Below are 24,862 nucleotides of genomic sequence, written 5' to 3' on the forward strand. Positions count from 1 at the left end.
GATACCAATGCATCTAGATTGCGGTTCAATATTGGCGGCAGCTGCATTACTCTGCAGACTTGCTGGCGCTGGTCGGGTGGTGCTGGTGCATGAAGCTGAGTTCACGTAATGCTGTACTGATCGAATGCTGAGTCTGGGTGGTGCGCACAGTGATGCGCGGAGCATGTTCGACCTGTTGCTGCGCAGTCGATCTCATCAATCTTCTTATAAGAACAGGAAAGATATGGTTAGTCTTAACAGATTTTCGATGAATAATTTTTTACGTTCTCAAGCTATTCGGTTTGTAGGTTTCTCTTCATGTTTATTTCTCTCTTTCCATGGGTTGGCAGCGTGTGCGAATGGAGAGAGCGCGCCAGCTAAGCAAAGTAAGCAGGCAACTGCTAACTTAGAATTTTCGCAGGTTGTTGGAAACCCTCTTTCTTCTGTTCGGGAAAGAGTCTCTGGGTCGGCGAAAGTTCAGGTAATTGATATTTCTGTGCACGTAGGGAAAAAAGCCACATACACGGAAGGAGAAGATGACCCTTCGAAATGGATCGTTCTCGCTGGCTGCGGCGATAAAGGAAACGTAGAAAATTCTTTAAAAGTACAGCTAGCTGTGTTGCCGCAGGAGCTTGTTGATGAGCAGGTTGTCTCGAATGCTGAAGATGGGAAGTTTGACTCTTATGTTACGTGCGAAAAGTAACTACCATAACGTATGTGATTCACCCTGGAAGAGAAGTAATGAGTTAATGTGACCTCTCTTCCAGGGTGAGGAAATTCTTATACAGAAAGCTCAATGAAAGCGAGAATTGCTTCTCGGTTTCGTTGCACAAGTTCTGGGATGAGTTTTCCTGCGGGGTAGAATGATCCGTTGCCCTCGCTGGTTTTTTCCTTGGGGGATAGCTCCATAGTGAGTGCGGGGATTCCTTGGTCTCCCCAAGCCCAGTCGCTAGCTTCGCCATCAGTGATGTAGCTGCTGCTTGTCTGCATGGGCTCAAATCCATTAAGAGAAGCGATCTTCTTTCCTAATGCCGCTAGTTTTGCGGCTTGTTCAGGAGTTTTTCCTTCATCTTTTTCTTCGGTTGTGTACCCAAAGGGCCAAAGGATAAGTTCTCCATATGTATGGATATCCATAAATCCTTTTATTTTTTGTGTTCCCTGTTTACGTCGTGATTTGATGAAGTCTGAGATTGCTCGAGTTTCTGGTGGCGCGAAAGCGCTGGGTCCGTGATAGCTGTTTGAGGTAGTTTTATTCGATGATCCGCCACAACAATTCCATTTATATCCCCAGCTCCTGTTGAGGTCGATCCCGTATGTTCCGTCAGCATTTTTGGTACGGTTTTTCCTCCATCCTAAATAGCGCCCAGATTCAATGTCGTATTGAGAGCCGTCAGGGTTCGCTACGGGTAGAATCCATACAGTTCGGTGATCGAGAATATTTTTGACCCGCGGGGTTGATGAATATTTATCGGTGAGTTGCGAGATTGTGTCGATACATTGTTCTGTTGATAAGTGTTCACGTGCATGTTGATTGCACATGATGAAAACTTCCGGATCGGATTCTTTGCCCTTCCCTACTTTTAGTGTCCAAAGATCCCGCCCTTCAACAGATTTTCCTAAAGATTTTTTCTCAGCAAGTTCTGGGTACTTTTTTACAGTGTTGTTCATAAACTGCTCAACTTCGGCAACAGTGTGGTATGCCTCATCGCCTGCCGGGAAATCTTTTGCTCCCGTTTTCTTATCTTTTTTATGCGTGGGCTGCGCTGATGACTGTAGTGAATTACTTGTATCTTTATTGCTTAATGCGAAAGCTGAATAGCTTGTTGAAGCAAGCAGTAAGGCCGTGGCTCCGGCTGCGATAGAGACAAAACTGGCACGCATGATGGACTCTCCTTTTGTGATGGAATGTTGAGGTCGCTACTTCCCAAAATTAGTGGTGAAAAAAGTGTTATTAGCTGCTCATTGCGCTGGAAATATTTCCCAGTTATGGCTGAGCCCTGAACGTCGACGCTATAAAGACGTTCAGGGCTGCTCTAAGTCGCGGCTTCTGAGGTGGCCGACTAACTTCAGTTATCCCTCGTGGGGTTATCAGACACCAGCGACAGACTTGATCCAGTCGCGGTATGCGTGCACGTCTACGGCCTTGGATTCGGAGTAGGGGTCGGCCCAAATTCCGTGCGAACCAATGACGTTTACGCCGACTAGCTCACCTTTGTTATCAACCATTGGGCCACCAGAGTCGCCGTGGTTGGAGGCGCCGGTGATGCCTTTCACTTTGAATACCTGGCCTGCGTTGAGGTGATTTTCGGCGCCTATTACTTCCACTGTGGCTTTGTGGAGCCAGTTCACTTCAGCGTCTTGGAATCCTTTGCCGAAACCGTATAGGTCCAGTCGTTGACCTGGCTGCGGGGAAGCTCCAGTGCTGACTTTCATGTGAGCTGATTTATGAGCGGTGGCTAGGTGTAGCAGGGCCATGTCTGTGCGTTTGTGTGTGACGAACCGGTCAACTTTTTCAGCAGGCCCAGGGTTCTTTTTATCGTTCGAGTGAAAAACTTTCAGTTTTTCAGCTGGAACGTCTGGATCGTTAGGTTTTTCGCCTTCTACACAGTGAGCTGCGGTAAGGATCCACTCATCAGTCAGCGCGGAGCCAGTGCATTTGTGTGGAGTGCCGTCTTCTTTATCGAAGATATGGATTTGAACCAGTGCGGGATGGTTTGCCTTCTCTCCCTTTGCGATGGCCTCTGCGGGAGTGGCGAGGAGCGCGACAGGGGCGAGTGCGGTCATGCAGGTGACTGCAAGAGTGGTGAAACGTTTCATGTACTCCCTTTCGGTAATGAGAGTCATTATCATATCACCGCAGGTATGAGATACCTCCTGGTGAAAGCATGTGTCGCACAAAGCTTTACGGTGAAAATATGAGGCAGTCCGCACTCTCCAAAAGGGGTGAAGAAGTTGGCAGAGGAGAGCGTCTAACAGACCGTCGAAAAATGAACAGACTCAGAATTTTGTTCGTAATGAGAGGTACATCAAACATCGACCAGAAGCTATTCGACACGGCGAAAACTCTGTGTTTTCGCAATATGTCTGAAAATGAGCTGCTCGCCCGCAGAAACAGATCAGCATGCCATTCCGATAGCGTCTCTTACGGGTGAGCAATCGCCCTTCACCTGATTGGCGCGATGCCCAAGAAGAGCGACAAACTCAGCAGTGGCCCGATCAATGCGATCGCTAACACTAGGCAGAAGAACCCCCTGAGCGTTTCTATCCTCCGGGGCAACCATGATCCCGGTCGGGGTAACGAGCATGCGTAACGCAGCCAAGTACGGACGCAAAGCCATATCGAGGATGAGCGCGTCACGGCCAGAACCGCCTGAAGCAGCCATCAGAGTGGGGATGCCGGCAAGAATGCCGCGAGGAAGTTGATCGAAAAACGCTTTGAAGAGAGCGCTATATGAGGCGTGATGCACAGGAGTAACCACCACAATCCCCTCCGCTGATCCAAGATCATCACGAATCGACACCAGCTCAGGAGACAAATCACACGTCACTAAGCCAGCGGCGATCGAGCTGCCCCACATACTCAGAGCGACATGCGACGTGGCCGGGCACGTAGGTTTGCCATCCAGTGACGTAGCGATCTCAACCGCGAGACGCTCAGTAGTCGACTGTGGTTTGTGACCAGCACTAACAACAATGACTTTGCTCATGAAGGCACTCCTTGCAGGTCGCTATAAGAGGCGTGTGCAGATTGAGACTCTTCACGACGTTCACGTGGGGTGCGCAGCAGCCACCGGGCCAGCACATCAACGCAATAGCCAAGAGTCCCGATAACGACAAGAAGAGCGCCGAGCCGGTCATAGGCGAGCTGATCTTTGCTATTAAGGATCTGATATCCAAGCCCGCTAGTGACTCCGAACATCTCAGCTGGAACCAGCACAACCCAAGCAACACCGATTGCGCTGCGGATCCCGCCGAGCACACGAGGGCGAATCGAAGGCCAAACAACGCGGTAGCCAACCTGAACTCTGGTGGCCCCGAAAGCTCGGGCAACAACCAGGAGTCGGGAGTCAATATGGCCGATACCTTCACTAGTAGCCAAGACGATCGGCCATAAGGCGGTAGTAGCTACCAACGCGATGACTGGAGAGTTTCCGATACCGAAAACGCCGATAGCCAGTGGCGCCCACGACAGCGGAGAAACCATCCGAAGAAACAACAAGATAGGGCGAGTCGCGGCATCGATAGCGGCGTTTACTCCGATGATTATGCCCAAACCGATCCCTAGCCCGACTGCGATAAATAAACCCCCAACTAGGCGAAACATGCTGGCACTGGCATCAGGGATTAACGTCCCTGCTCGAATAAGTCCAATGAAGCCATTGAGCGTGGCAGCAGGAGTCAGGTCACTGATCAAAGGCACGTCAGGCAAGAGCACAACAGTCACAAACCACCAGATAGCTACGGTTGAGGTGAGCCCGAGAAACGGTAGAAGAGCAGGGGACACTGGGCTAAAGCGAGATGAGTTTCTTCTCATGGGGCGATTTCCTCAGTGGAATTAGAGACCGGACGGCCGAGTCGACGTAGTTCGGCTTCAACAAATCGCGGTTCAACAAGTTTTTCGTGGACATGATCGAGGCTGGTGAGAAAAGTTGTGTCGCCGTCAATGCGAGTGCTGCGCAGCAGTTCGCTTAGACGCGCGGTGTAACTGGGACGGGGATAAGCCGCAAAACCGATGCGCTCACCATGCCAGTCAGCGTGCTGGGTGATGGTCGCATCAGATGTTGACCGGGTCAGGGCGTGCGTGAGTGCATGCCCAGCCTGGGGCAAGTACGCCCCGTGAATGAGATGGGTCGCAGCAGTAGGAAGGTCAGCAGTGATGCTGTCTTGAGAATGGATGATGGCGCGGACGATGGCAGCAACTGCCTGCGGATGATTAGTCAGGAGCTCGTCGCGAACCACGATGCCGCAGCAAGCATGGTTTTGCCATAGGTCACCTAGGTAGCGCAGGGTGTGCCCGATACCGGTTGATGCTGCAACGGTGGGGAAAGGCTCGGCGACAACAAAACCCGAAATTTTCTTCGCCGCCAGCGCGGAGACCATCTCTGCTGGTGGCATCACGACCAGGTGAACGTTGCCGGTATTTGTGCCAGGAAGCGCTGCGGAAAGCCCAGCGTGTGTCAGGAGTTGTTGAAGAAGAACATTATGAATCGACCACCACTGCGGCACGGCGAGAGTGTGCCCTGCTAGGTCACGTACGTTAGTGATGTCAGGACGGACGGTGAGGGCACTGCCATGAGTATGTCCCCAAGCAACAACTCGAATGGGAGCGTGACGAGCGATTCTCATCTGAATCGCTAGCGGCATCAGTAGGTGAGCGACATCAACCTTGCCTAGAAGTAACGCGTGAGCGAGCGACTCCCACGTACGGAACATGACAGGGCGGTCAGAAGGTGTACCTGCGGCAGCAAAATAACCATTTTCGTGTCCGATGAGCAGAGCAGCGGCATCGGTGATCGGCAAATATCCAATTCGTAGCGGGCGCCCGAGATGATTGGCATGCGTGGCGTGCTTGGCTGAGCTACTCAGAGCAACTCGGCCGCCGTTGAGAGTAAGCGCCCCAATAAGACCAGCAGCTGCGACCCTGCCACCTAGCGTGAGGAACCTTCGGCGAGGAAAAGATTCAGACATGGGCAGCAGCTACTTCAGTAGGTCGGTAGGCTGCCAGCACTTCTTCGCGCACCTCAGCGCGCTCGCTGGCTTGCCGAGGCACGTCCCATGCATGGCTGAAACGGCCGCGCTGCCCGGAGCCACCAAGCAGAACTACCCGGTCAGCCAGAGCGAGCGCCTCATCAACATCGTGTGTAACCAGAACACATGTTGCTGCGATCCGGTGACACTCAGCTTTAAGAAACTCCTGAATATCGTTGCGGATGAGGGGATCTAACGCTGACAGCGGCTCATCGAGAAGCAGCAGCTCAGGCTCTACTGCCAGTGCTCTAGCCAAAGAGACACGTTGGGCCTGTCCTCCAGAAATGTGATCCGGGTAGGAGTTGGCGACATGAGTCAGGTTGAGCCGGGTGAGAAGGTCAGTAACACGGGCAGGGCTAATCCGGTGATGGTGGGGGGTGAATTCTGCTCCAGAAGCTACGTTTTGGGCAATCGTCAGCCAGGGGAACAGGTCAGCATCCTGCAGGGCTACTGCACAGCGAGGTGAGCCGCCAGTGGTACCTCGCAGCGTGACGGTACCGCTGTCAGGGCGCAGTGTGCCATCGAGAATACGCAGCACGGTGGACTTTCCTGCCCCGCTAGGCCCGAGTAGTGCGAGAGATTCACCGCGCTGCACCTGAAGATCAACATCGTGCAGAACCGGTTTTCCGCCTCGACTCAGCTGGACATTGACGAGATGAGCGAGGAGATCTCCCACCGCAACTGACCTTCCGATGGAGACTGAACAGGAAAAAATGAGGCCTCGCGCAGGCGCCTAGCTGGCCCGCTGGTAGCGATATATCCAGCTCCTCCGGCAGTAGCGCTCTCCGCGTGAGCGGCATTGGCAGCAGTGAGCGCGGCATCAAGGCGCAGTTGGAGCAGATCTATCGGTGTGATGCGTTCAGGGGTGGCCGCCATGTGTTTCCAGTCACTAGTGAGAGTCTCCAGATGGCTATGAAGGTTTTCGACGGTTCTCTGGAGCGGATGAGTAGGGCTGTGACCGGTGTTCGCGCTGGCTTCGGTGAGGCTGCGATGAGCTAACCCCAGCGCCAATGCGCTTTGGTGCAAAAGGAACGATGGCCGGAATGCTTTGGCGAATGAAGCGAAGTCCGCGCAGAGCACCTGCGTGGTGGGAATGTGCACATCTTCCAGTAGCAGCATTCCTGAGGCAGTGGCCTCCAAGGCCAAGAGTCCGCTGATGTGTCGCACGGTCAGGCCAGAAGTTTCGTAATGCAGGAAAGCTACGACCTGCTCAGGTGCACGATTCGGTGTGTTCTTGTCGTGTATTTCAACGGGGAGCACGATGACCGATTCGGGAATGAGGTTACTAGCCCACGCGATGCGCCCTGAGGCAGTGATGCTGCCGTCACTATTTCGACGCCCTTGGATAGGTAACGGTTCTAGACCGGCGAGTGCTTTCATGCCTGCAGCCATGGCGGTGACGCCGGTGCGGTGCCCGCAGCGCAGCTCGGTGAATATTTCTTCGGCCAGGGGCGAGCGTTGGCCGCGGGCGAAGAATTCAAGCACCATCCGGTGTGCCCAGGTGGTGAATGCTGTGGTCATGCATTCGTAGGCGAGGTCGGCCAGTACTTGTGTGCTGTCTTGGATGTCTACCGCTGGAGTGCCGTTGGCTAGGGGAGTCAGGGTTGGTTCGAAGATGCCACTGCGCAGAATTTCATGCATGGCTGTGCGGGGGTCAACGCGGTTGGCGTCGACGTTGGTGGCCTGGGTTGCCACGGTGGCTAACGCCGTTGCGTAGCGGTCGTGGTTGATAGTGGGTGTGGTGGTCATGAGGGGGTAGCTCCAGGGGCAAGGGCGAAGAGGCGGTCGATGGGGGTGCTGACGGCTTCGCGGGCGCGTTTGACGGCGTTTTCATCGGGAGCGTTGTAGAGGCAGAGGCATTTGGCCATGTCTTCTCGAACGTAAGTTCGAAGGAAGGTGGTTTCGGGGACATTGGCGTAGAGCGGGGTTTTGCGTTTTTTGTTGGCTAGGTAGGTGTCCATGTCGAGTTCTTCGGGTAGATCCCATTCGACGAGGTAGCCAGCGGAGGGGCGTTGGGCTTTGAGGTCTTCGAGGTTGGCTCCGATGAGTCGGACGGGGGTGGGTTCGCTGATTTCGTTGACATGCGGGATGGGGTGCTGGGTTAGCGCAGTGGTGAGTGCGTCGAGATTGGGAGTTTCAAGAATGATGAATATGCGGGATCCGCTTTGGGTGATTTCGGATTCGATGATGTGGGTGCTGGCGGTGGCAGCGCGTTCAGCGATGGTGTCAATGAGGGGCAGGGCAGTTTCTGGGCTGGGGTCGGTAGGGGTGACTTCGATGAGGGCGAGGCGGGGTGTGTTCATGTGTTGCTCCTGTGTGTGGTGAATGTGGTTGTGAAACGCAACATGTCGGCGTCGCTGCGTTATGGGAACCATAATGCAGCGACGCCGACATGTGTACTATTTTCGTTAGTTGAATATTCACATTAAGTCGGTTTAGCTAGCTCCTAGCCCAAAAGTTGGGCATCTAGCCTGCTTTCACCAGGAGCATCCTCGAGAAAGGACATTCATGAGCTTGCCTAGCTCTTTTCGCGCCACCGCACTTCTTCTTGCCCGCCTCCTCCTTGGCGCAGTGCTTATTGCGCACGGCTGGCAGAAGTTCTTCCTCGATGGCCTTTCTGCCACCGCTGCCGCCTTCACCCGCATGGGAGCTCCCGTGCCCTACCTCAGTGCTACCGCTGCTGCCACTATCGAATTGATAGGTGGAGTTCTCATAGTTCTAGGAGCTGCGACCGTCCTCACAGCTCTTGTTGTCACTGCGAACATGTTCGGCGCATTCGTCATTGCTCATATCGGGCACGGGATTTTCATTAAAAATGGCGGCTGGGAACTAGTAGGCATGATCGGTGCAGTAGCGATCACTCTCGCCGTGAGCGGAGCAGGACGATTCAGCGTCGATGCGCTCCTGCACAACATGCGGCGCCATCGTGGCAGCGAACAGCCGTCACATCACTGAAGGCTTCTGCCCGTTCTCGCTCTCCATCGGCAGGCCAGCTTCATGCCACGCCCACGTTCCACCTGCAATATTGACTGCATCGAAACCACAACCGGACAGAAACGCAACCGCCCGAGCTGACCGTCCGCCTGAACGACACACAATGAACAGCTGCTCCTGCTGAGGCAGCTCACTCAAGCGGTCAGGCAGCTCACTCAACGGCACATGTCGCGCACCCACCACATGTCCAGCTACCCACTCATCGATCTCACGCACATCAATCACAAGGGCACCGACAGGAATATCGCCCGGCTTGACCTCTGGAACATCACTCAATGTCATAGCCACCAGTGTCCAGACAACCCGCTAGCACAGCAACGCAGCACCTACCTCAGGCAATCACTACTAATCGGCCCGTGAACTACCATCCTGCGTACCCTTGTCTTGCGAAGTGCGAATTACCCGCGGAGCCAATGCAGACCGCGATGCCCCAATCCCTAACGCTGCACGCATCTGTGGACCCAACCCGTACCCATCAGGAGCACGCACCACCGGAACGGGGCGATGCACCCGCGGCGAAAACCCCTCGACAGACAGCGGTAAACCGTGCGACAACACCTGCTCAGCCGGGGTCAGCTCACGGATACCGATAGCTCGAACTACATCAGCTCGATCACGAGCAAAATCACCGTAAATACGAGGATCGTGCTGTCCGTCATCACCCACAAGAACCCACCGGATGTGCGGAAACTCCGTTGCCAACCGATGCAGATTCCGACGCTTATGATCCTGCCCAGACCTGAACCACCCCGTGTTCGTCGGGCCCCAATCAGTCAGCAACAGGGGCCCCGCCGGATAGCCATGCCGATCCAAAAACCGCGTCAACGTATCAGCCGTGTTCCACGCACCTGTCGACAAGTAAAAAATCGGTGATCCCGGGAACTCCGCCAGTAAATCTCGATACATCGGCGCCATACCAGGCACGATCCGGCGCGCCTGCTCCTTGAGAACAAAGGTGTTCCACGCGGCGATCAACGGACGCGGTAACGACGTTGAAATAACAGTGTCATCAATATCGCTAACAATGCCGAACCGTACGTCCGGAGAGATGATGTTCACTCGCGCCACGTCATACAAGCCATTTTCTGGCTGGATCTTTGCCTCGTGCCACCCCGGCTCCAAGTCATGATCAGTAATGATCAGATCGACGTAACCATTCTGATCCGTTGTCGTCGAATAATCCTGCCCATTCAACGTCACAGTTACTGGGGCATGAGCAAGCTGCGCGGTGATAAAGGCACGCCAACCACGCATCTGATCTGTCAGCGGTGACCGAATCCAATCACCCACATCTGGTCGAGCCTGCCCTTGCTCTACTTCGCCGCGCGTCAGCACCACACGTCCCATCACGCGCACAAAATCCACCGACCCGTAGCCGGTATGCGCCAATGCGCGGCCCTTCCAGCCATGTCTACGCAAAGTGCGCGTGATTGCTGAATTCACCCGTGTCTCGATGCGGGCCGCTGCGTGAGGTCGAGCCATAGAAGAGACGGTAGGCGATCTATTGCCAGCAAGGCAGGCCACACCACGACAATCCTGCCCACCTCACACAGAGCATTTCACCAGCAGACCCCAGCCCACCATGTAAACCCCTTTTAAATATATCCCGCTAACTCTTCACGGTGACGAATCCTTCTCATCTTCAACAACACACACCAAACCCACCCTAAAGTGTGGTTTGACCTGCGGAAACAAAGTTCATTAAAAACTTCAAGCTCCGTGACCCATGCCGATAAAAAGCAGGTCAGGTTCAACCACGGCAGGGGCAACCGCCCCCACACCCCCATGAACGTGATGAACACGATCCCCGGAAGGACCCGGGAAAGAGAGGGCACGGATGCCTAATAACACCGTCACCATCACCGGCGTGTCACCAAAACGGAGGGCGAAATGAACTGCCCCCACCGCGCACACGCTCGCCCCGCGCGCCCACACGCCGCACGCCCCGTCACTCGCCGTGCCAGCCGTGGTCTGCGCCCTACTCGCCATGCACTACCCCGCCGCCACGACAATCCAGGCCGCGGAGCAGGTATCGGATGCCGTCACAGCCACGGACTAGATATCGTCTGGTCCGCCCGCCACGGAATTACTTCTGAAGAAACCGCCGATAGCCCCGAACTGCACCCCGTGCTCGAACCAGTTCTAGATCCCGCACCCACCCCCCACCAGGGCACAGCAACCGACGCTCAGTCACTCACCACCCCGGCAAAGGACACCGAACCAGGAGTAGCGGTCCGCCTTGCATTGCTCTGGGCAACCCTGGCTCTGGGAACTATTCTCCTGCTAGGAATCATCTTCGCCCTCGCCACCGCACTGGGACTTAACCCCATCATCGCCACCGCATGCCTCAGCGCCTGCGCGCTCGGCGCAGCCTGCAACACCTGCCAGGACGCAGCCTGCAACACCAACCAACACAGCTAACCCCGGTACGCGCCTAACCTAAGGCCCCAACCACCACCACGTGGTTGGGGCCTTTTCATGCCCTCAGGCAAATCAACTAACACCACCGTCCAAGACGCTCCACGTAGTTCATGTCGACAAGATAAACGCACGAAAACAATTGGAAAACAACCTGAACTGGGAATTTAACGGTCGACCGTCCAAAACCAGAAATGATGTATGGACAAACGTCCAGTACAGTTGTGACTACACCGCACCAAGCACACAGCGGCGGCCCCCTTCCTCAGGCCGCCCGCCCTTGGGGGGTCGTGAACACCACACGACCAGGGCACAGCTGCTGCGGTTCAGGCAGGGGGATCTGCTTGAAAGTCGGGGGCCGCTGGGGAGCGGCCCCCGACACCAGGCATCGAATCAGGGGAAACCGTCATGGACACCGCACACATCATCATGGCCGCAGCTGCTGCACTCACCGGCACCGCAACCGCCATCACAGCACGCACCCACGGCCACCAACGCCTTGTCATCACCATCGCCTGTGCCGCCCTAGTCATCGGCCACCTCGTCTGCCTCCTCGAGGGCGCGCCCACCTGGTACTCCACCACCTTGAACATCATCACCATCACCGCCCCCATCTGGGCCCTGACCACCACAGTGATACGACACATCAACGGCAACCGAAGCCACGCCACCGGCACCACCAGCCGTCCTCACACCCAGACCCTCTACCCACGTCACACCGGCATCGTTGAAGCCGAAATCGTTGACGACGGACTAGCAAGCGTCCACTCAATCATCCGCGACACCCCCACCCAAAGCATCGACCGCCAAAACATCCTCGACGCAGGCCCCACCAACGCCGCCCTAACCACAGGAAACACCTACGTCGCCGCAGACATCACCACATACACCTCCCGCCGACGCGCCACCAACCAACGCACCCGCCCCCTACGCCCATCCAGCCCTCACCGCGAAAACCGCGCCCGCCAAATCCGCGCCGCCTACGCCCAAGAAGGATTCACCCGCTCCACCCACGACTACCGCGCCTAAACCCCACCACACCAAACCCAACGCCACCGGCCACCAACCTGTGCCACGCTTAGACAGTGGATGCTCACCGCCTCGAAACCGACGCCGTACTAGAGCTGCTCAAACACGTCGCAACCGAATACATCACCCCCCGATTCCGAAAACTCGGGGACGACGAGGTCATGGAAAAAAACCCAGGAGACCTCGTCACCATCGCTGACCGTGAAGCCGAAAAAGCCGTCACAGACTGGCTACACAGCCACGATCCTGAAGCACTCGTCGTCGGCGAAGAAGCCACCGCAGCCGACCCCACCCTCCTGAAAAAACTAGCCCACGCTCCCCGCGCCTGGATCATCGACCCAGTTGATGGCACCAAAAACTTCGTCAACGGCCGCAAAGAACACGCAGTCATGCTCGCCGAACTCGCCCACGGAGAAACCGTCCGCGGCTGGATCTGGCAACCCGAACTCGGCCACGCCTACGTCGCCGAAAAAGGCGCCGGCCTCTACCTCGACAACACCCGACTAAACCCCATCCCACGCAGCAACAACCCCGCTGAGCTGCGCATCCTGACCTCCAACCCCGTCAAAGAAGGCCCCTCCGGCGACCTCACTCTCTACTCCTCCGCCTGGTGCTGCGGCGTCGACTACCCCTGGCTTGCTAACGGAACCGCCGACGCCATCGTCTACTGGTCCGACAAACCCTGGGACCACGCCCCGGGGAGCCTCTTCATCCGCGAACTCGGTGGCGTCATCCGATACGCAGACGGCACCGAATACCACGCAGGACGCCAACACACCAGCCGACTCATCCCCGCCGCCACCGCCCACATCTGGGAAATCGTCACCACCGAAGGTGCTGCACTCTTCCACTAACACCCCACCTCACGGTCGACACCACCAGCGATGTCGACCGTGAGATGCAGCCCAAGCCGCCAAAACAGGTATGCCGCGGGTACTTTCAAAACATGCCGAACATCGACCCTTCACAACTGCCAACCGGTGTGACCCTCACCCAAGGACAAAACGAACTACCCGTTCTGCGCATCGACACCCCCACAGCAACCGGCGAGATCTACCTCTACGGCGCACACATCACCGCATGGACACCCTCCGGCGCCGACCCCGTCCTGTGGATGAGCCAACACTCCACCTTTGAACCTGGCACCGCTATCCGCGGCGGGATCCCCATCTGTGCACCTTGGTTCGGCCCAGGCAAACGCAACGACAAAAAACCCGCCCACGGATGGTTCCGCACCAATACCTGGGAACTCAGTGCTGCCACCACCGACAGCAACGGTACGGCCACCCTCACCTTCACCATCGACGCAGCCAACGCCACCCTCCCCGAAGGCACCCCGACCGGCATCCGCGGCGAATACACCGTCACCTTCGGAAAAAACCTCGACCTCGCACTCACCATCACCAGCGACGAAGACTACGAACTCGAAGAAGCCCTCCACGCCTACATCGCTGTATCCGACGTCACCACCATCAGCGTCGAAGGCCTTGACGGCACCCGCTACGCCGACAAAGCCCCCGGCGGACGTGCTGTCAACGCCCAGTCCGGCCCCTTGAGACTCACTCGCGAAACCGACCGTGTCTACGCCCACGACAGCACCGCCGAAATCATCGACCCCGGCAACAACCGCGCCATCACCCTCACCAAAAGCGGCTCAGCCAGCACCGTCATCTGGAACCCCTGGCAGACCAAAGCCGCAGCACTGCCCGACTTCGGCGACGACGAATGGACACACATGGTCTGCTTCGAAACCGCCAACGCACTCGCCAAAGCCGTGCAACTTCCCGCAGGAGGCTCCCACACCATGCGCGCCACCTACGGCCTACGCGCACTCTGACTCCAACACAGCCCACCAACCACCCGGACACGCCCCACCTATGTGGCCACCGCGTGTCCGGGTAGGTTCACACCGTGCCCTATCAACAGCCCTCGCTCCTCTTCATGATCCTCAGCACAGCCGCACTCGCCTTGGGTGTACTTGCCTACGGCATCGGCGGCGCTCAACTATCCACCGGATCCAAAGATGAGGGCAGCCCTCTCGCCTCTAAAACCTGGTGGATCGGAACCTGCTGCCAAGGCCTCGGCTTCGTCTTCACCCTCGCCGCCCGCCAAACCCTGCCCCTGCTCATCGTGCAGGCATGCATCGTCGGGGGCCTAGCCGTTACCGCAATCATCGAACATGCCAGCGGCCGCCGTCGTATCGCACCACTGGGATGGGCATCTATCGGCGCCGTCGTTCTGGGCATCACCATCCTTGCCGCCACCACTGTGCCTGGCACCGTTCCTCCCACCGGCATCGATGACCTAGCCGTCGTTGCCGCCGTGGTCGCCATCTGCCTCATCGCGTTCTTTCTTCCCCTGCCGCCCTCCGTATCTGGTGTCTTTGGCGGTACCGGATTTGCCATCAGCGCCATCGCAGCCCGGCTTATCGTTGCCGACCACTCCCTCAACCTCATCCAACCCTGGACCTGGCCCTGGACCACATGGGCCGCTGGAACCTTGCTCATGGGTGGCCTCGTTCTTGGCCAAATGCACCTCACCCGCGGCCTTGCCCAGGCTGACGGAGTCACCGTCTTGTCCACCAACTACCTCATGAGCACCCTTGTGCCCGCGGCATATGGCCTCATCATGCTCAACGAACTACCCCGCGCCGGTACCTACTGGCTCGTCCCCATCGGTTTGGTTACCGCCCTGTTGGGTGCCTACCTGCTCATCCGTAAAGAAACCCCAGGCATTCCCGAAGAGCCCGCCGCCTGATAACACCATGCCATCAGCTGAGCCTTGTTGTCGGCAACCGCGATTGTCGCTTCGCATACACCTTCCTAGCCTGAAAGAACGACCGGGGTCCGTCGACGCACCGGCGCCAACCGCCCTCGGAGGTGAACGCGATGAGCGCAGTGACCGCTTCGATCCTTATCGGATCCACCCCCCGGGTGAACAACGGCATCAACCCCCGCTGGATCGCCCTTCTACACGAAGGCCAGAGCTACGCCTGGCAACTGTTGCACCTGCAGCTCACCCCCAGTGAAGTATTCGACTCAGCACCAGATGCTCCACCTGGTGTCTTATGGCAAGCCTCCGCAGCCGAGGACCTCGCTGGTGAACTCGCAGCCATGCTGCACCTCTACGCCACCCGCACCCCTGAAGTCGTCCACCTCGCCAAAAGCATCCGCAAACTCCAAAAACGCCGCGTCAACCTCGCCCGCCTTGAAGGCGCCGAAAAAGCTGACTTCGAAAACATCTTGCGCATCTCCAAAGAACGCGGCCGAGAACTGCGACTAGCTGCCCACATCTACCCTGGCAGCCGACTCACCGACGAACACCTCCTGTCCATGCCCGACTGGGAACTAGAAGTTGGCTACTCGGCCTTCAGCCGCGATTGGGTCCACGCTGGGGGAGGACGCCTCATCATCCGCGAACACGCAGGAACCAGCGAATCAGCCCCTGGCGACCCTGATGACGATGAGGGTGAGTTTTCTGGCGTACGAGAAACCTTCATCGCATCCACAAACGAATTTGACCCGCACGAACACCTAGAGCAAGTGTTTCGTCACGCCGATATGACGATTGCTGATGCACCCCCACCCCAACCAAAGCCAGCTGTTGTCCCACCCGCCGTTGACCAGACAACACCAACAGCGTCACTAGATCTTGATGCCATTGCCGCCGCGCGCGCCCGAGCCCGAGCCCGCATCACCGAGGAAACTGGAAAAAACAGCCCGCAGGGCGAAACCCCCGCGCACGCAGAACCCCCGGTAACCAGCCAAGCTGACCAAAGCAGCGCCCAAAACACGGCCTCAGTGACCGAACAAGTGACCTACGCAGCTACCCCAGAAGTACCGCGTGAACACCAACACGCAGCCTTCCCCGTCACCGGCGAAGAAGCAGTTTCTCCCTGGTCTGATAGAGCCGACGGCTCAAGCGCAGCCTCCCACGCCACAGTCATCGTGGACGTCGATGCCTGGTTCGATCGCGAAGACGAAAACTGTGACGAACAAACCCGACGCCGATCACTCATCGAAAAACTACTGCAACGCAACTAACAGCAGGAAAACCCCGTAAGTCGGAGAACATGAAATCAACCAGAAAATCAGTTCGGATTGATGGCTGAAGGATCAATCTCCTGAGGTATCGCGTGAAACAACCGAATCAAATCAATCTCACGGCTCAAAAGTCGACGCGCACGAATAAGACGTTGCTCAGTTGACTCCGCCTCGAGTAGGGAAATCTTCTCGTCAAGACTGAGAACGGTGTGATCAATAACACCGTAAGACAACCGGCGTGCGCTATCGACGTCACGGCGACTACGCGGTTCAAAGTTCGTCGGAGCATCTTGGCCAAGCATCGTCGAATAGTTGTACAGGCGGGAGCGCACCTGACGAGCCAATGAGGGCAGTGCTGCCGCATCTCCATCTGGCTCGGACAGCCACGTCACCTCGGCAACGACGTATGGAAGAGGTTCATCCAAAATTTTGTCGACACGGAAACGATCCTTCCCACGAACGTCGAGGTGAAGGCGGCCAGACCCAATGTTGTCGACATTCTGTAAAACAGCACTACAACCAGTGACAGTAGTGCGAATACGGGCACGCTCATCCGGATCACGGCCATGACGCAAGGCCACCACTCCGAATTCAGGTCCTTCTGGACTGCGGACAACATCACGAATCAGTTGCAGATGCCGATACTCGTGGATTTGTAGGGGCAGAGCGGCTCCCGGCGCGAGGACGGTGTTGAGGGGGAAGAGTGGGAGCCGGGCCATACAAGAATTATTGCGCGAATGCGTAGCAGGCAGTGTCCGGGTAGGTTCGGTGCATGGGACTCGTTACCTCTCAAGTCGTGGATTTCCCTCTGTCACAAGTTTTTTCATGGCACATGCGGCCTGGGGCGTTCCTGCGGCTATCGCCGCCATTCGCCCCGATACAGCCTCACCAAGAAGCACATTCACTTGCAGACGGAACAGCACTATTGCGTTTCGGTAGCCCCTGGGGGCCAATCTGGGTTGCCCAACATCAACCCCAGGACTACCGGCCACCACACCGCTTCGTCGATGTCGGAACCATCCCAGCTCTGGGCAGCCTAGGAGAACGCTTCTTCTACTGGAGACACCAACACGACTTCACTGAAGTCGGCGAAGGAACCCGCATCACCGATTCAGTGCTTTCTAATGTCCCCGGCGCGATGCTGCGATCCATGTTTGCGTTCCGACACGCTGTCCTAGAAAAAGATCTCACCGCTCACCGCACGATGCGCCAACTCCACCCCGAACCCATGACAGTGGCAATCACCGGCGCATCAGGCCTAGTCGGACGACAACTCTCTGCCCTGCTGACCACAGGCGGACACCGAGTAGTCCACCTCGTTAGAAGAAAAGCAGACCAATCCGCCTGCGTTACTGACAACGACGGCAACCTCATCCGCAGTGAACGTTTCTGGGACACAAACAACCCCACCCCAGATCTCCTCGAGGGCGTGGATGCAGTAGTCCACCTCGCTGGTGCATCCATTGCTGGCCGCTTCACCGGCGAACACAAAAAAATCATCTGGTCCTCCCGCATCGGCCCCACAGCAGCCCTAGCCCACCTCGCCGGCACAAGACCCTTCATCTGCGCCTCTGCAGTAGGCATCTACGGAAATGATCGCCCTGAACCCGTCGATGAAACTTCCTGTCGAGGCCAAGGGTTCCTTGCCGACGTAGTCCAAGCTTGGGAAGCTGACGCCCACACCGCAGCAGGGCGAGTCGTCAACATACGCACCGGAATCGTCCAATCCAGCCATGGCGGTGTGCTAGGCCTACAACGGCCTCTCTATCAGGCCGGACTTGGCGGACCTCTTGGAGGAGGTCAGCAATGGCTCCCCTGGATCGCTCTCGACGACCTGATCGACATCTACTACCGCGCCCTCGTCGACGACCGCCTCCACGGCCCCGTCAACGCCGTCGCACCCAACCCCGTCAAACAAAAAGACTGGGCATCCAGCATCGGCAAAGTACTTCATCGCCCAGCCTTCCTCCCCACCCCAAGCCAAGCGCCTATGCTCCTACTCGGCAGCCAAGGAACCCGCGAACTTGCCCTTGCCAGCCAACACGTCTTGCCCGGAGTGCTCGCCAGAATCGGCCACGAATTCCGTTACCCCCAGCTCACCGCAGCGCTTAAGCACGAACTGGGACGCGAAAAACTTCTGACCTGAGACCGCCGAGAAGAATCACCCCAGCAAGAGCCGCCCCAAGTCACGAACGGTGCGCTCACGATTCGGTACGCGCTCATAAGGGTCCGACTCCTTAGCCGACCCCACCGGTTGAATCATCACCTCATCGACCTCGAACTGCTGCGCCAACGCCGTAATCGATTCAGCAACTTCTTCAGCTGTACCCACATGCCACGAACCCATCAGCTCATCAAACTGATCATCGGGCACCCGTGGCGTGGCGAGCATGCTCTCTTCCAACGTGAAGATGGGCAATCGAGGAGCGCCAGTACGAATCGCAGCAATGTTGTGCTGCTGGGCCCGGGCATACAGCAACGCCTCCTCCTTGGTATCGCCCACCACCGCATTCACCGTCAACAGCGAACGTGGCTCCTCCTCGCCGGCATAGTTCTCCCGGTATAGAGCCAGTGCTTCAGCCGTCCCCACTCCAGAAAAGTGATGCGCGAACACATATGGCAGTCCAAACCTCGCCGCCAATCGCGCTGAATAATCCGAAGAGCCCAAAAGCCACACAGGAGATTCGGAAACGGCGTTCGGTGTAGCTGATACATGGAAAGGCCGTCCCCCGATCTGGATACCCGCGCCATCGGGGCACATGAATGCCACCACCTGCTGCACAAATTCCGGAAACCGTGCCACCGGGTCACCTTCAGGACCAACAGCACCTCCAGAACGCAAAGCCCATTGCGTCACTGGATCGGTTCCTGGTGCCCGGCCGATCCCCAAATCAATCCGCCCCGGGAAAGCTGCTTCCAAAAAAGCGAACTGTTCTGCAATGACCAATGGCGCATGGTTAGGCAACATCACGCCCCCTGACCCCACCCGAATACGTTTCGTTGCCGATGCCAGCAGCGCAATCATGATCGCCGGTGACGTCGAAGCGACAGCTTCGATGTTGTGGTGTTCGGCAACCCAATAGCGCGTAAAACCAGCTTCATCAGCCACCTTTGCCAATGCCAGGGAAGCCTCGATTGCCTGGCCACTTGTTTGTCCACTGCGAACCGGTACCAGATCGAGTACCGATAATTTCGGCGTGTCCGTCATCCCTGGGTGCCTATCTGCTTTACGGGCGCTTCCCGTTCGTCATGAGCGCCCCTGTATATAGGAGTGTTGTGTACCTCACGGTCTCACACCTGGAACTGTTTGCGTGGGGCTGAGCTGTGGTGTGCAACGCGACGCTCCAAAGCGCCTTAGAACTTTGACAATGATTCCCAATAAAAATGATTATTGGATCATGACCACTAAAGACCCTTATTTATCCGCTCGCACAGTTCTCTCGGCGGCTGCCGCCAGCGCTCTTGCTCTTACTGCCGCATGTGGCGGTAGCCAAAACGCTCAAACAAGCAACGCGGACAATGGCGCAACCGAAGTGGTCGCATCCTTCTACCCCCTCGCCCATGCCGTAGAAAAAGTCGGCGGCAAACATGTCAAGGTCACCAACCTCACAGGAAATGGCCAAGACCCCCACCACGTGGAACTCACCCCCCAGCAAGTCGGCAGTGTGAGTAACGCTGGCCTAGTCGTCTACGAAAAAGGAATGCAACCCTCTGCCGACAGTGCCATCGAGTCCGCCGGAGCTAAACAGATACTCGACCTGTCTAAACTCGCCGCGCTGCCCTCAAGCGGAGCTGAAGAAGACGACCATGACGGTCACGACCATGATGGTCACGACCATGATGGTCACGACCACGGTAAAGAATCACCCAGCGCCACAAAAACTGACGCACACGACGACCACGATGGGCACGACCACGAAGGCCATAACCACGGCCCCAACGATCCTCACTTCTGGCTCGACCCCGTCCTCTACAGCCAAGCCGTTGATCAGATCGCCGCGAAACTCGGCGAGATCGACCCCACCAACAAACAGGCCTACAGCGACAATGCCACCGCCTACAAAAAAGAACTCAGCGACCTGGATAACGAGTACAAACAAGGTCTGAGCAAATGCACCGTTAAAGACATCGTCACTGGCCACACCTCTTTCGCTTACTTGGCCAAACGCTACGGGCTCAACCAGGTTGGCTTGGCTGGAGTACTCAACGACGGTGAACCTGACCCCGCCCGCCTCGCCGAAATCAGCAACCGCATTAAGGCGAATAAAGTCACTACTGTGTACGCCGAAAAAGGCGAAAAATCCGCATCCGTTGATGCTGTCGCCAACGAAACCAAAACTAAGCGTGCTGAACTCGACAACGTCGCGGTTTCCATGGCCGGTGGATACATCGACCGTATGAAAAACAACCTAGGCGTTCTACGCACCGGTCAAGGGTGTGCATGACCGTGCCCACGCAACCTTCGCCGAAGCAGACCCCCTCAACCATCATTGACCTCGAGAGGGCCTGCTTCGGCTACGGCGAGGAAGAGATCGTCCACGGCGTCGATCTACGCATTACCTCAGGTGAGCGCGTGGCCCTACTTGGCCCAAACGGCAGTGGAAAATCCACCCTTGTGCGTGGCCTGCTTGGCCTTAACTCGCACCTATCTGGACGCGTCGAACTCTTCGGCGAACCTCTGGCCAACCTCACCCGCCGTTACCGACTCGGCTACGTCCCTCAGCGTCACACCCTTTCCGACTCCGTCGTGGCCACCGTCGCCGAAGTTGTTGCCACCGGCCGGTTGCCTCACCAAGGCATCATCGCCAGACCCAACAAACACGACCGTGCCATCGTCGCCGAAAGCCTTGCTCGCGTCGACATGGCCGACTTCGCTGAACACCGCGTCGCCAACCTCTCCGGAGGGCAACACCGCCGAGTGCTCATAGCCCGAGCCTTGGCCGCTCAACCCGAAGTGCTCATCATGGACGAGCCCACTGCCGGAGTAGACGCCGCCAACCAAGACGCACTTGTTGAAGTCCTTGTCGCACTCGCTGATGAGGGAGTCACCCAACTCATCGTCACGCACGAAGTCACCGCTCTCGCGCCATTACTGAGCCGAGTTGTCGCCATCAAAGCGGGACTCGTTGACTTCGATGGCACCCCCGAAGAATACCGTGCGCATGAATGGCACATCTCTGAATGGGCCGAGCATCACCATGGCCACTCACCTGAGACACCACCCAATCCTCCCATCACTGGCCTGGAGAAACACCGATGATTCAGATGCTCGACTTTGCCTTCATGCAGCGAGCCCTACTCGCTGCCTTCCTCGTCGGTATCACCGCGCCCACCGTGGGAATCTTCCTCGTCCAACGACAGCTGTCTCTCATCGGTGATGGCATCGGACACGTCGCCCTGGCTGGCGTAGCTATCGGACTGCTCACAGCTACTCACCCCATCGGTATGGCCCTGATCGTCACCGTGATCGCCGCTATCCTCATCGAACTTGTACGCGCCTCCGGCCACACCTCTGGAGACACTGCGCTGGCCCTCATGTTCTACGGAGGAATCGCGTTCGGTGTTGTTCTTATGGCCCGTGTCACTACTGGCGGCGCAAATCTCGACTCCTACCTTTTCGGCGCCATCACCACCACTAAACCCGCCGACCTGATCATCTTCGCCATCCTGTCCGCGATCGTCGTCAGCGTTGCAGTACTTTTGCGCCGGCGCCTCTTCGCCATCGCCGCCGATCCCGAATACAGCCGCGCAGTCGGGCTGCCTGTGCTCCCACTCAACATTCTCCTGACTGTCTTGACAGCCGTGACCGTGGTTGTCTCTATGCGAGTTGTTGGCCTACTTCTGATCAGCGCCCTCATGATTGTGCCCAACGCCACCAGCCAGCTTTTTGCCCGCAGCTACGCGCGCGCGGCAGCATGGGCTGTGCTCATCGGGGTGCTGTGCAGTGTGGGTGGGGTTAGTGCCTCCTATTATCTCAGCACCCCCTCAGGGGCGACTATTGTTGTCATCGCAATTTCGCTGTTCGCTGTCATCTCCCTTGTCACCCATCTCACCCATCGCATCACTCACGTCAGGGAGAACCGTCGACGCCGTAAAGTGCGGCACAGCCCCACCCCCCAGTAATTTCGAGGTACCCATGGCTGAGCCCCGCCGACGTAACACCCGCCAACGAGCCGCCATCGAAGCACTCCTTAAAACAGGCGGCGACTTCGTCTCAGCCCAACAAGTGCACGCCAGACTCACCGAAGGCGGAAGCCGTGCTGGCCTAGCCACCGTTTACCGCACTCTGGGAGTTATGAGCGCCGCCGGAAAAGTCGATGTCCTCCGCAATGCCGACGGTGAACTCATCTACCGCTGGTGCGACACCGAAGGACATCACCATCACCTCGTTTGCCGCCAATGCGGCTACACCGTCGAGATTCGTGGCACCTCCATCGAGAGCTGGGCCGACGCCATGGCTAACGAAAACGGATTCACTGACGTCTCGCACAGCCTTGAACTATTCGGCTTGTGCGCCTCATGCTCAGCACAACCCAGCCCACCCAATGCGTGACACCATGACCGCATGACCCATGACACCCATCACAACCTTCCTGCAGCTCTAACCATCGCAGGCTCCGAAGCCACCGGCGGCGCCGGAGCTCAAGCGGACCTGCGCACCTTCCAAGCCCTAGGTACTTTTGGTGTCGCCGCTTTGACATGCATTGTCTCTTTTGACCCTAAAAACAACTGGAACCACCGTCTGTTCGCCATCGACCCAGACGTTCTCCACGACCAGCTCGAAGCCCAGTTCGCCACCCACACATTCGGAGCAGTCAAAACAGGCATGCTGGGCACTTCCGCCCTCATTGAGGCCACAGCAAACGTGCTCCAGGAACAACAAGTCAGCAACCTAGTTGTCGACCCTGTTCTTATCTGCAAAGGGCAAGAGCCAGGCGCAGCCCTGGAAACAGACAATGCCCTCAAACAACACATTCTCCCCAAAGCAGCATTTATCACCCCTAACCATTTCGAAACCGCTGCACTGTCAGGAATGGAAAAAATCGCCAACGAAAAAGAACTCATTGAAGCGGCTCAGCGCATACACGACGCCTTCGGCGCCACCGTCATGGCCAAAGGCGGAGTACGACTCGAGGGTCCTGAAGCCATCGACGTTTTTTACGACGGCTCCACGCTCGAGGTACTCCGAGAACCCAAAGTAGGCGAGCATGCTGTTTCCGGCGCAGGATGTTCCCTCGCCGCAGCCGTCACAGCCCAGCTCGCTCAAGGAACTACACACCTAGAAGCAGCAAGAGTCGCTAAAAAATTTGTTACGCAGGGCATTCAGCAGCGAATGATTGTCGGAACCCCCTTCGACGTGCTCCGCCAAACAAACCGCTAAGCCAAACTTGTCGACAAGATCGGCCCCACTGCGCTTGCCTTCCACAGCGCCAGCGGGGCCGAAAGCCTTCTACGGCACTCGGATAGATGTTCAAGGACATCGTCTTGGACGCACGTCACAAAAGTTCCTCCGAATTCCTATTGATCACTCGTCCAGGGCCGATGAGGTGTGTGTCCGGCAGGCAGCCAGACACACAGACAAAAGGGGAACCATCGCTCGGCGGTTGGGCCCGCCGAAACACACCTGGGGGAAACAATGAACAACAAACACCACGACGACATCGACGAAACCACACACCGCACCGTCATGGAGCAGGGATTCGCCGGAGCCACCAGCATGCATAACGCCACCCTCGCTCTGCTCGAGGCAGATGACATCCTCGGTGAACGCTGCGCCACCTGTGACGGATTCATGTGCATGGACTGCGCAGAAGGCAATAAGCACAGCACCTGCACACGTTCCTGCATCGACTGCGTCACCGAAACCCTGGACTGGGATCAAGAGCTAGAAATGCACCAGATCGTCACCGAACTTTCCGGACTACACGCACTAGAGCAAGCCATCGCCGGTCTCGAGGACACCCACTGATCACAGATGTGAGGCGAACCACACCCGGATGCACGTGGTGATTTCCCGGGCCGCTTGAATCGGGAAGCAGGGAAATGCAGTCTGGGGACATGTCTCAGACGCCTCTTCCGTCAAAACATTCCGTATTCGCTGCTCACTTCACAGATGACATTTACGACAACGTAGACGATGCCTACGCGCCATTTGGCAGCCCCGAAGGTGAAGACCTGCTGCGCACCTGGGGGCAACGTCGTAGCGAACTGGAAGACGGAGCACTCATCGAAGATCTCGTTGAGGCTTTCGGCGACGACCTAGGGGACCGTATCGGTGAAGACGAAGAAAGCACCGACCTGGAAACCCTCGTGGTAGCGGCAGGATTCACGATCTTGCGACTAGTGGGGGAAATCGATGAGCAAGATCGGCAGTACGTACTGCGGGCGCTGGCTCACCTGGAAGAGGTGTTCGGTGAACAGCCCGAATTCGACACGATGAATGAAGACCTGTCCTCTTTTGACGGCTGAAATCTTGCCCTTGGCATGACATATGAGGCCGGGGATAGCACCAGTGGGGATGGTGCGACCCCCGGCCTCATGCGCGTGCTCAGGCAGCTTTCAACCATGTTGTGTCTCAGTCGAGAAAAGGATGCGGTGCCGCTTAGCCCGTTGCACCTAACGTTGCTGGGGGGAGCCTCCATATGGAGGCT

The 24,862-nt window shown here is 57.2% G+C and carries 28 protein-coding genes; 16 read left to right on the forward strand and 12 right to left on the reverse strand.

The window, feature by feature from the left end:
- Positions 1-124 precede the first annotated feature (124 nt).
- Complete coding sequence (locus AC2T9U_RS00810) at positions 125-682, forward strand: hypothetical protein (protein ID WP_493696304.1); 558 nt, start codon at positions 125-127, stop codon at positions 680-682.
- 77 nt (positions 683-759) lie between these two features.
- Here the strand turns inward: AC2T9U_RS00810 and AC2T9U_RS00815 are convergent, their stop codons facing one another.
- The 8 genes from AC2T9U_RS00815 to AC2T9U_RS00850 form a co-directional block, all read right to left on the reverse strand.
- Positions 760-1,860, reverse strand: coding sequence for a M14 family metallopeptidase (locus tag AC2T9U_RS00815; protein ID WP_493696305.1), 1,101 nt, complete (start codon positions 1,858-1,860; stop codon positions 760-762).
- A 207-nt stretch (positions 1,861-2,067) separates the two neighbouring features.
- Positions 2,068-2,796 (reverse strand): S1 family peptidase, encoded by a 729-nt coding sequence (locus tag AC2T9U_RS00820; protein WP_208304048.1) that lies wholly within the window; start codon positions 2,794-2,796, stop codon positions 2,068-2,070.
- A 299-nt stretch (positions 2,797-3,095) separates the two neighbouring features.
- Positions 3,096-3,686: an NAD(P)H-dependent oxidoreductase gene (locus AC2T9U_RS00825; RefSeq protein ID WP_493696306.1), complete on the reverse strand. Its 591-nt coding sequence runs from the start codon at positions 3,684-3,686 to the stop codon at positions 3,096-3,098.
- Positions 3,683-4,423 (reverse strand): ABC transporter permease, encoded by a 741-nt coding sequence (locus tag AC2T9U_RS00830; protein ID WP_493696307.1) that lies wholly within the window; start codon positions 4,421-4,423, stop codon positions 3,683-3,685. The genes AC2T9U_RS00825 and AC2T9U_RS00830 overlap by 4 nt, the downstream gene beginning before the upstream one ends.
- An 86-nt stretch (positions 4,424-4,509) precedes the next feature.
- Positions 4,510-5,667, reverse strand: a complete 1,158-nt coding sequence (locus AC2T9U_RS00835) for an ABC transporter substrate-binding protein (protein ID WP_493696308.1) — start codon at positions 5,665-5,667, stop codon at positions 4,510-4,512.
- Positions 5,660-6,403 carry an ABC transporter ATP-binding protein gene (locus AC2T9U_RS00840; protein ID WP_493696309.1) on the reverse strand — a complete coding sequence of 248 codons (744 nt, stop codon included), beginning with the start codon at positions 6,401-6,403 and terminating at the stop codon, positions 5,660-5,662. Before AC2T9U_RS00840 ends, AC2T9U_RS00835 begins: the two co-directional genes overlap by 8 nt.
- Entirely contained in the window at positions 6,364-7,476 is a 1,113-nt protein-coding gene (locus AC2T9U_RS00845; RefSeq protein WP_115031683.1) for an acyl-CoA dehydrogenase family protein, read from the reverse strand. The genes AC2T9U_RS00840 and AC2T9U_RS00845 overlap by 40 nt, the downstream gene beginning before the upstream one ends.
- Complete coding sequence (locus AC2T9U_RS00850; protein ID WP_493696310.1) at positions 7,473-8,030, reverse strand: DUF4242 domain-containing protein; 558 nt, start codon at positions 8,028-8,030, stop codon at positions 7,473-7,475. The genes AC2T9U_RS00845 and AC2T9U_RS00850 overlap by 4 nt, the downstream gene beginning before the upstream one ends.
- A 205-nt stretch (positions 8,031-8,235) precedes the next feature.
- On the opposite strand from AC2T9U_RS00850, the gene AC2T9U_RS00855 reads away from it, so the two are divergent.
- On the forward strand, positions 8,236-8,682 hold the full coding sequence (locus AC2T9U_RS00855) for a DoxX family protein (RefSeq protein ID WP_115031679.1): 447 nt from the start codon (positions 8,236-8,238) through the stop codon (positions 8,680-8,682).
- Here the strand turns inward: AC2T9U_RS00855 and AC2T9U_RS00860 are convergent.
- Together AC2T9U_RS00860 and AC2T9U_RS00865 are read right to left on the reverse strand one after the other, a co-directional pair.
- A complete protein-coding gene (locus AC2T9U_RS00860) occupies positions 8,671-9,003 on the reverse strand; it encodes a rhodanese-like domain-containing protein (protein WP_493696311.1) in 333 nt (110 codons plus the stop codon). The genes AC2T9U_RS00855 and AC2T9U_RS00860 overlap by 12 nt on opposite strands.
- Positions 9,004-9,066: 63 nt before the next feature.
- Positions 9,067-10,203 (reverse strand): App1 family protein phosphatidate phosphatase, encoded by a 1,137-nt coding sequence (locus AC2T9U_RS00865; RefSeq protein WP_115032847.1) that lies wholly within the window; start codon positions 10,201-10,203, stop codon positions 9,067-9,069.
- 408 nt (positions 10,204-10,611) lie between these two features.
- Here AC2T9U_RS00865 and AC2T9U_RS00870 point away from each other — a divergent pair, with 408 nt between their 5' ends.
- The 6 genes from AC2T9U_RS00870 (at position 10,612) to AC2T9U_RS00895 (ending at position 16,211) form a co-directional block, all read left to right on the forward strand.
- Positions 10,612-11,142 carry a hypothetical protein gene (locus tag AC2T9U_RS00870; protein WP_493696312.1) on the forward strand — a complete coding sequence of 177 codons (531 nt, stop codon included), beginning with the start codon at positions 10,612-10,614 and terminating at the stop codon, positions 11,140-11,142.
- A gap of 405 nt (positions 11,143-11,547) precedes the next feature.
- On the forward strand, positions 11,548-12,168 hold the full coding sequence (locus tag AC2T9U_RS00875; protein ID WP_493696313.1) for a hypothetical protein: 621 nt from the start codon (positions 11,548-11,550) through the stop codon (positions 12,166-12,168).
- A gap of 56 nt (positions 12,169-12,224) precedes the next feature.
- Positions 12,225-13,022 (forward strand): inositol monophosphatase family protein, encoded by a 798-nt coding sequence (locus AC2T9U_RS00880; protein WP_493696314.1) that lies wholly within the window; start codon positions 12,225-12,227, stop codon positions 13,020-13,022.
- 92 nt (positions 13,023-13,114) lie between these two features.
- Entirely contained in the window at positions 13,115-14,005 is an 891-nt protein-coding gene (locus AC2T9U_RS00885; RefSeq protein WP_493696315.1) for a D-hexose-6-phosphate mutarotase, read from the forward strand.
- A gap of 104 nt (positions 14,006-14,109) precedes the next feature.
- Positions 14,110-14,925, forward strand: coding sequence for a hypothetical protein (locus tag AC2T9U_RS00890; protein WP_493696316.1), 816 nt, complete (start codon positions 14,110-14,112; stop codon positions 14,923-14,925).
- Between the two features lie 131 nt (positions 14,926-15,056).
- A complete protein-coding gene (locus AC2T9U_RS00895) occupies positions 15,057-16,211 on the forward strand; it encodes a hypothetical protein (protein ID WP_115031669.1) in 1,155 nt (384 codons plus the stop codon).
- A 47-nt stretch (positions 16,212-16,258) separates the two neighbouring features.
- Here AC2T9U_RS00895 and AC2T9U_RS00900 read toward each other — a convergent pair whose 3' ends face one another.
- On the reverse strand, positions 16,259-16,930 hold the full coding sequence (locus tag AC2T9U_RS00900) for an LON peptidase substrate-binding domain-containing protein (protein ID WP_115031667.1): 672 nt from the start codon (positions 16,928-16,930) through the stop codon (positions 16,259-16,261).
- 206 nt (positions 16,931-17,136) lie between these two features.
- On the opposite strand from AC2T9U_RS00900, the gene AC2T9U_RS00905 reads away from it, so the two are divergent.
- Entirely contained in the window at positions 17,137-18,357 is a 1,221-nt protein-coding gene (locus AC2T9U_RS00905; protein ID WP_493696317.1) for a TIGR01777 family oxidoreductase, read from the forward strand.
- 15 nt (positions 18,358-18,372) lie between these two features.
- On the opposite strand, the gene AC2T9U_RS00910 is transcribed toward AC2T9U_RS00905, so the two are convergent.
- Positions 18,373-19,419, reverse strand: coding sequence for an LLM class flavin-dependent oxidoreductase (locus AC2T9U_RS00910; RefSeq protein ID WP_115031664.1), 1,047 nt, complete (start codon positions 19,417-19,419; stop codon positions 18,373-18,375).
- A 190-nt stretch (positions 19,420-19,609) separates the two neighbouring features.
- Here AC2T9U_RS00910 and AC2T9U_RS00915 point away from each other — a divergent pair, with 190 nt between their 5' ends.
- The 7 genes from AC2T9U_RS00915 (at position 19,610) to AC2T9U_RS00945 (ending at position 24,680) form a co-directional block, all read left to right on the forward strand.
- Positions 19,610-20,656, forward strand: a complete 1,047-nt coding sequence (locus tag AC2T9U_RS00915; RefSeq protein WP_493696318.1) for a metal ABC transporter substrate-binding protein — start codon at positions 19,610-19,612, stop codon at positions 20,654-20,656.
- A gap of 2 nt (positions 20,657-20,658) precedes the next feature.
- Positions 20,659-21,471 carry a metal ABC transporter ATP-binding protein gene (locus tag AC2T9U_RS00920; RefSeq protein WP_341746869.1) on the forward strand — a complete coding sequence of 271 codons (813 nt, stop codon included), beginning with the start codon at positions 20,659-20,661 and terminating at the stop codon, positions 21,469-21,471.
- Complete coding sequence (locus AC2T9U_RS00925) at positions 21,468-22,334, forward strand: metal ABC transporter permease (RefSeq protein WP_208304029.1); 867 nt, start codon at positions 21,468-21,470, stop codon at positions 22,332-22,334. Before AC2T9U_RS00920 ends, AC2T9U_RS00925 begins: the two co-directional genes overlap by 4 nt.
- Positions 22,335-22,347: 13 nt before the next feature.
- Positions 22,348-22,764, forward strand: coding sequence for a Fur family transcriptional regulator (locus AC2T9U_RS00930; RefSeq protein ID WP_493696319.1), 417 nt, complete (start codon positions 22,348-22,350; stop codon positions 22,762-22,764).
- A gap of 12 nt (positions 22,765-22,776) precedes the next feature.
- Complete coding sequence (locus AC2T9U_RS00935; RefSeq protein ID WP_493696320.1) at positions 22,777-23,592, forward strand: hydroxymethylpyrimidine/phosphomethylpyrimidine kinase; 816 nt, start codon at positions 22,777-22,779, stop codon at positions 23,590-23,592.
- Positions 23,593-23,847: 255 nt separating this feature from the next.
- Complete coding sequence (locus tag AC2T9U_RS00940; protein ID WP_208304026.1) at positions 23,848-24,180, forward strand: hypothetical protein; 333 nt, start codon at positions 23,848-23,850, stop codon at positions 24,178-24,180.
- 89 nt (positions 24,181-24,269) lie between these two features.
- A complete protein-coding gene (locus tag AC2T9U_RS00945; protein WP_147279255.1) occupies positions 24,270-24,680 on the forward strand; it encodes a hypothetical protein in 411 nt (136 codons plus the stop codon).
- Positions 24,681-24,862 lie beyond the last annotated feature (182 nt).

The sequence above is a fragment of the Dermatophilus sp. B7861-1 genome (genome assembly GCF_058996045.1).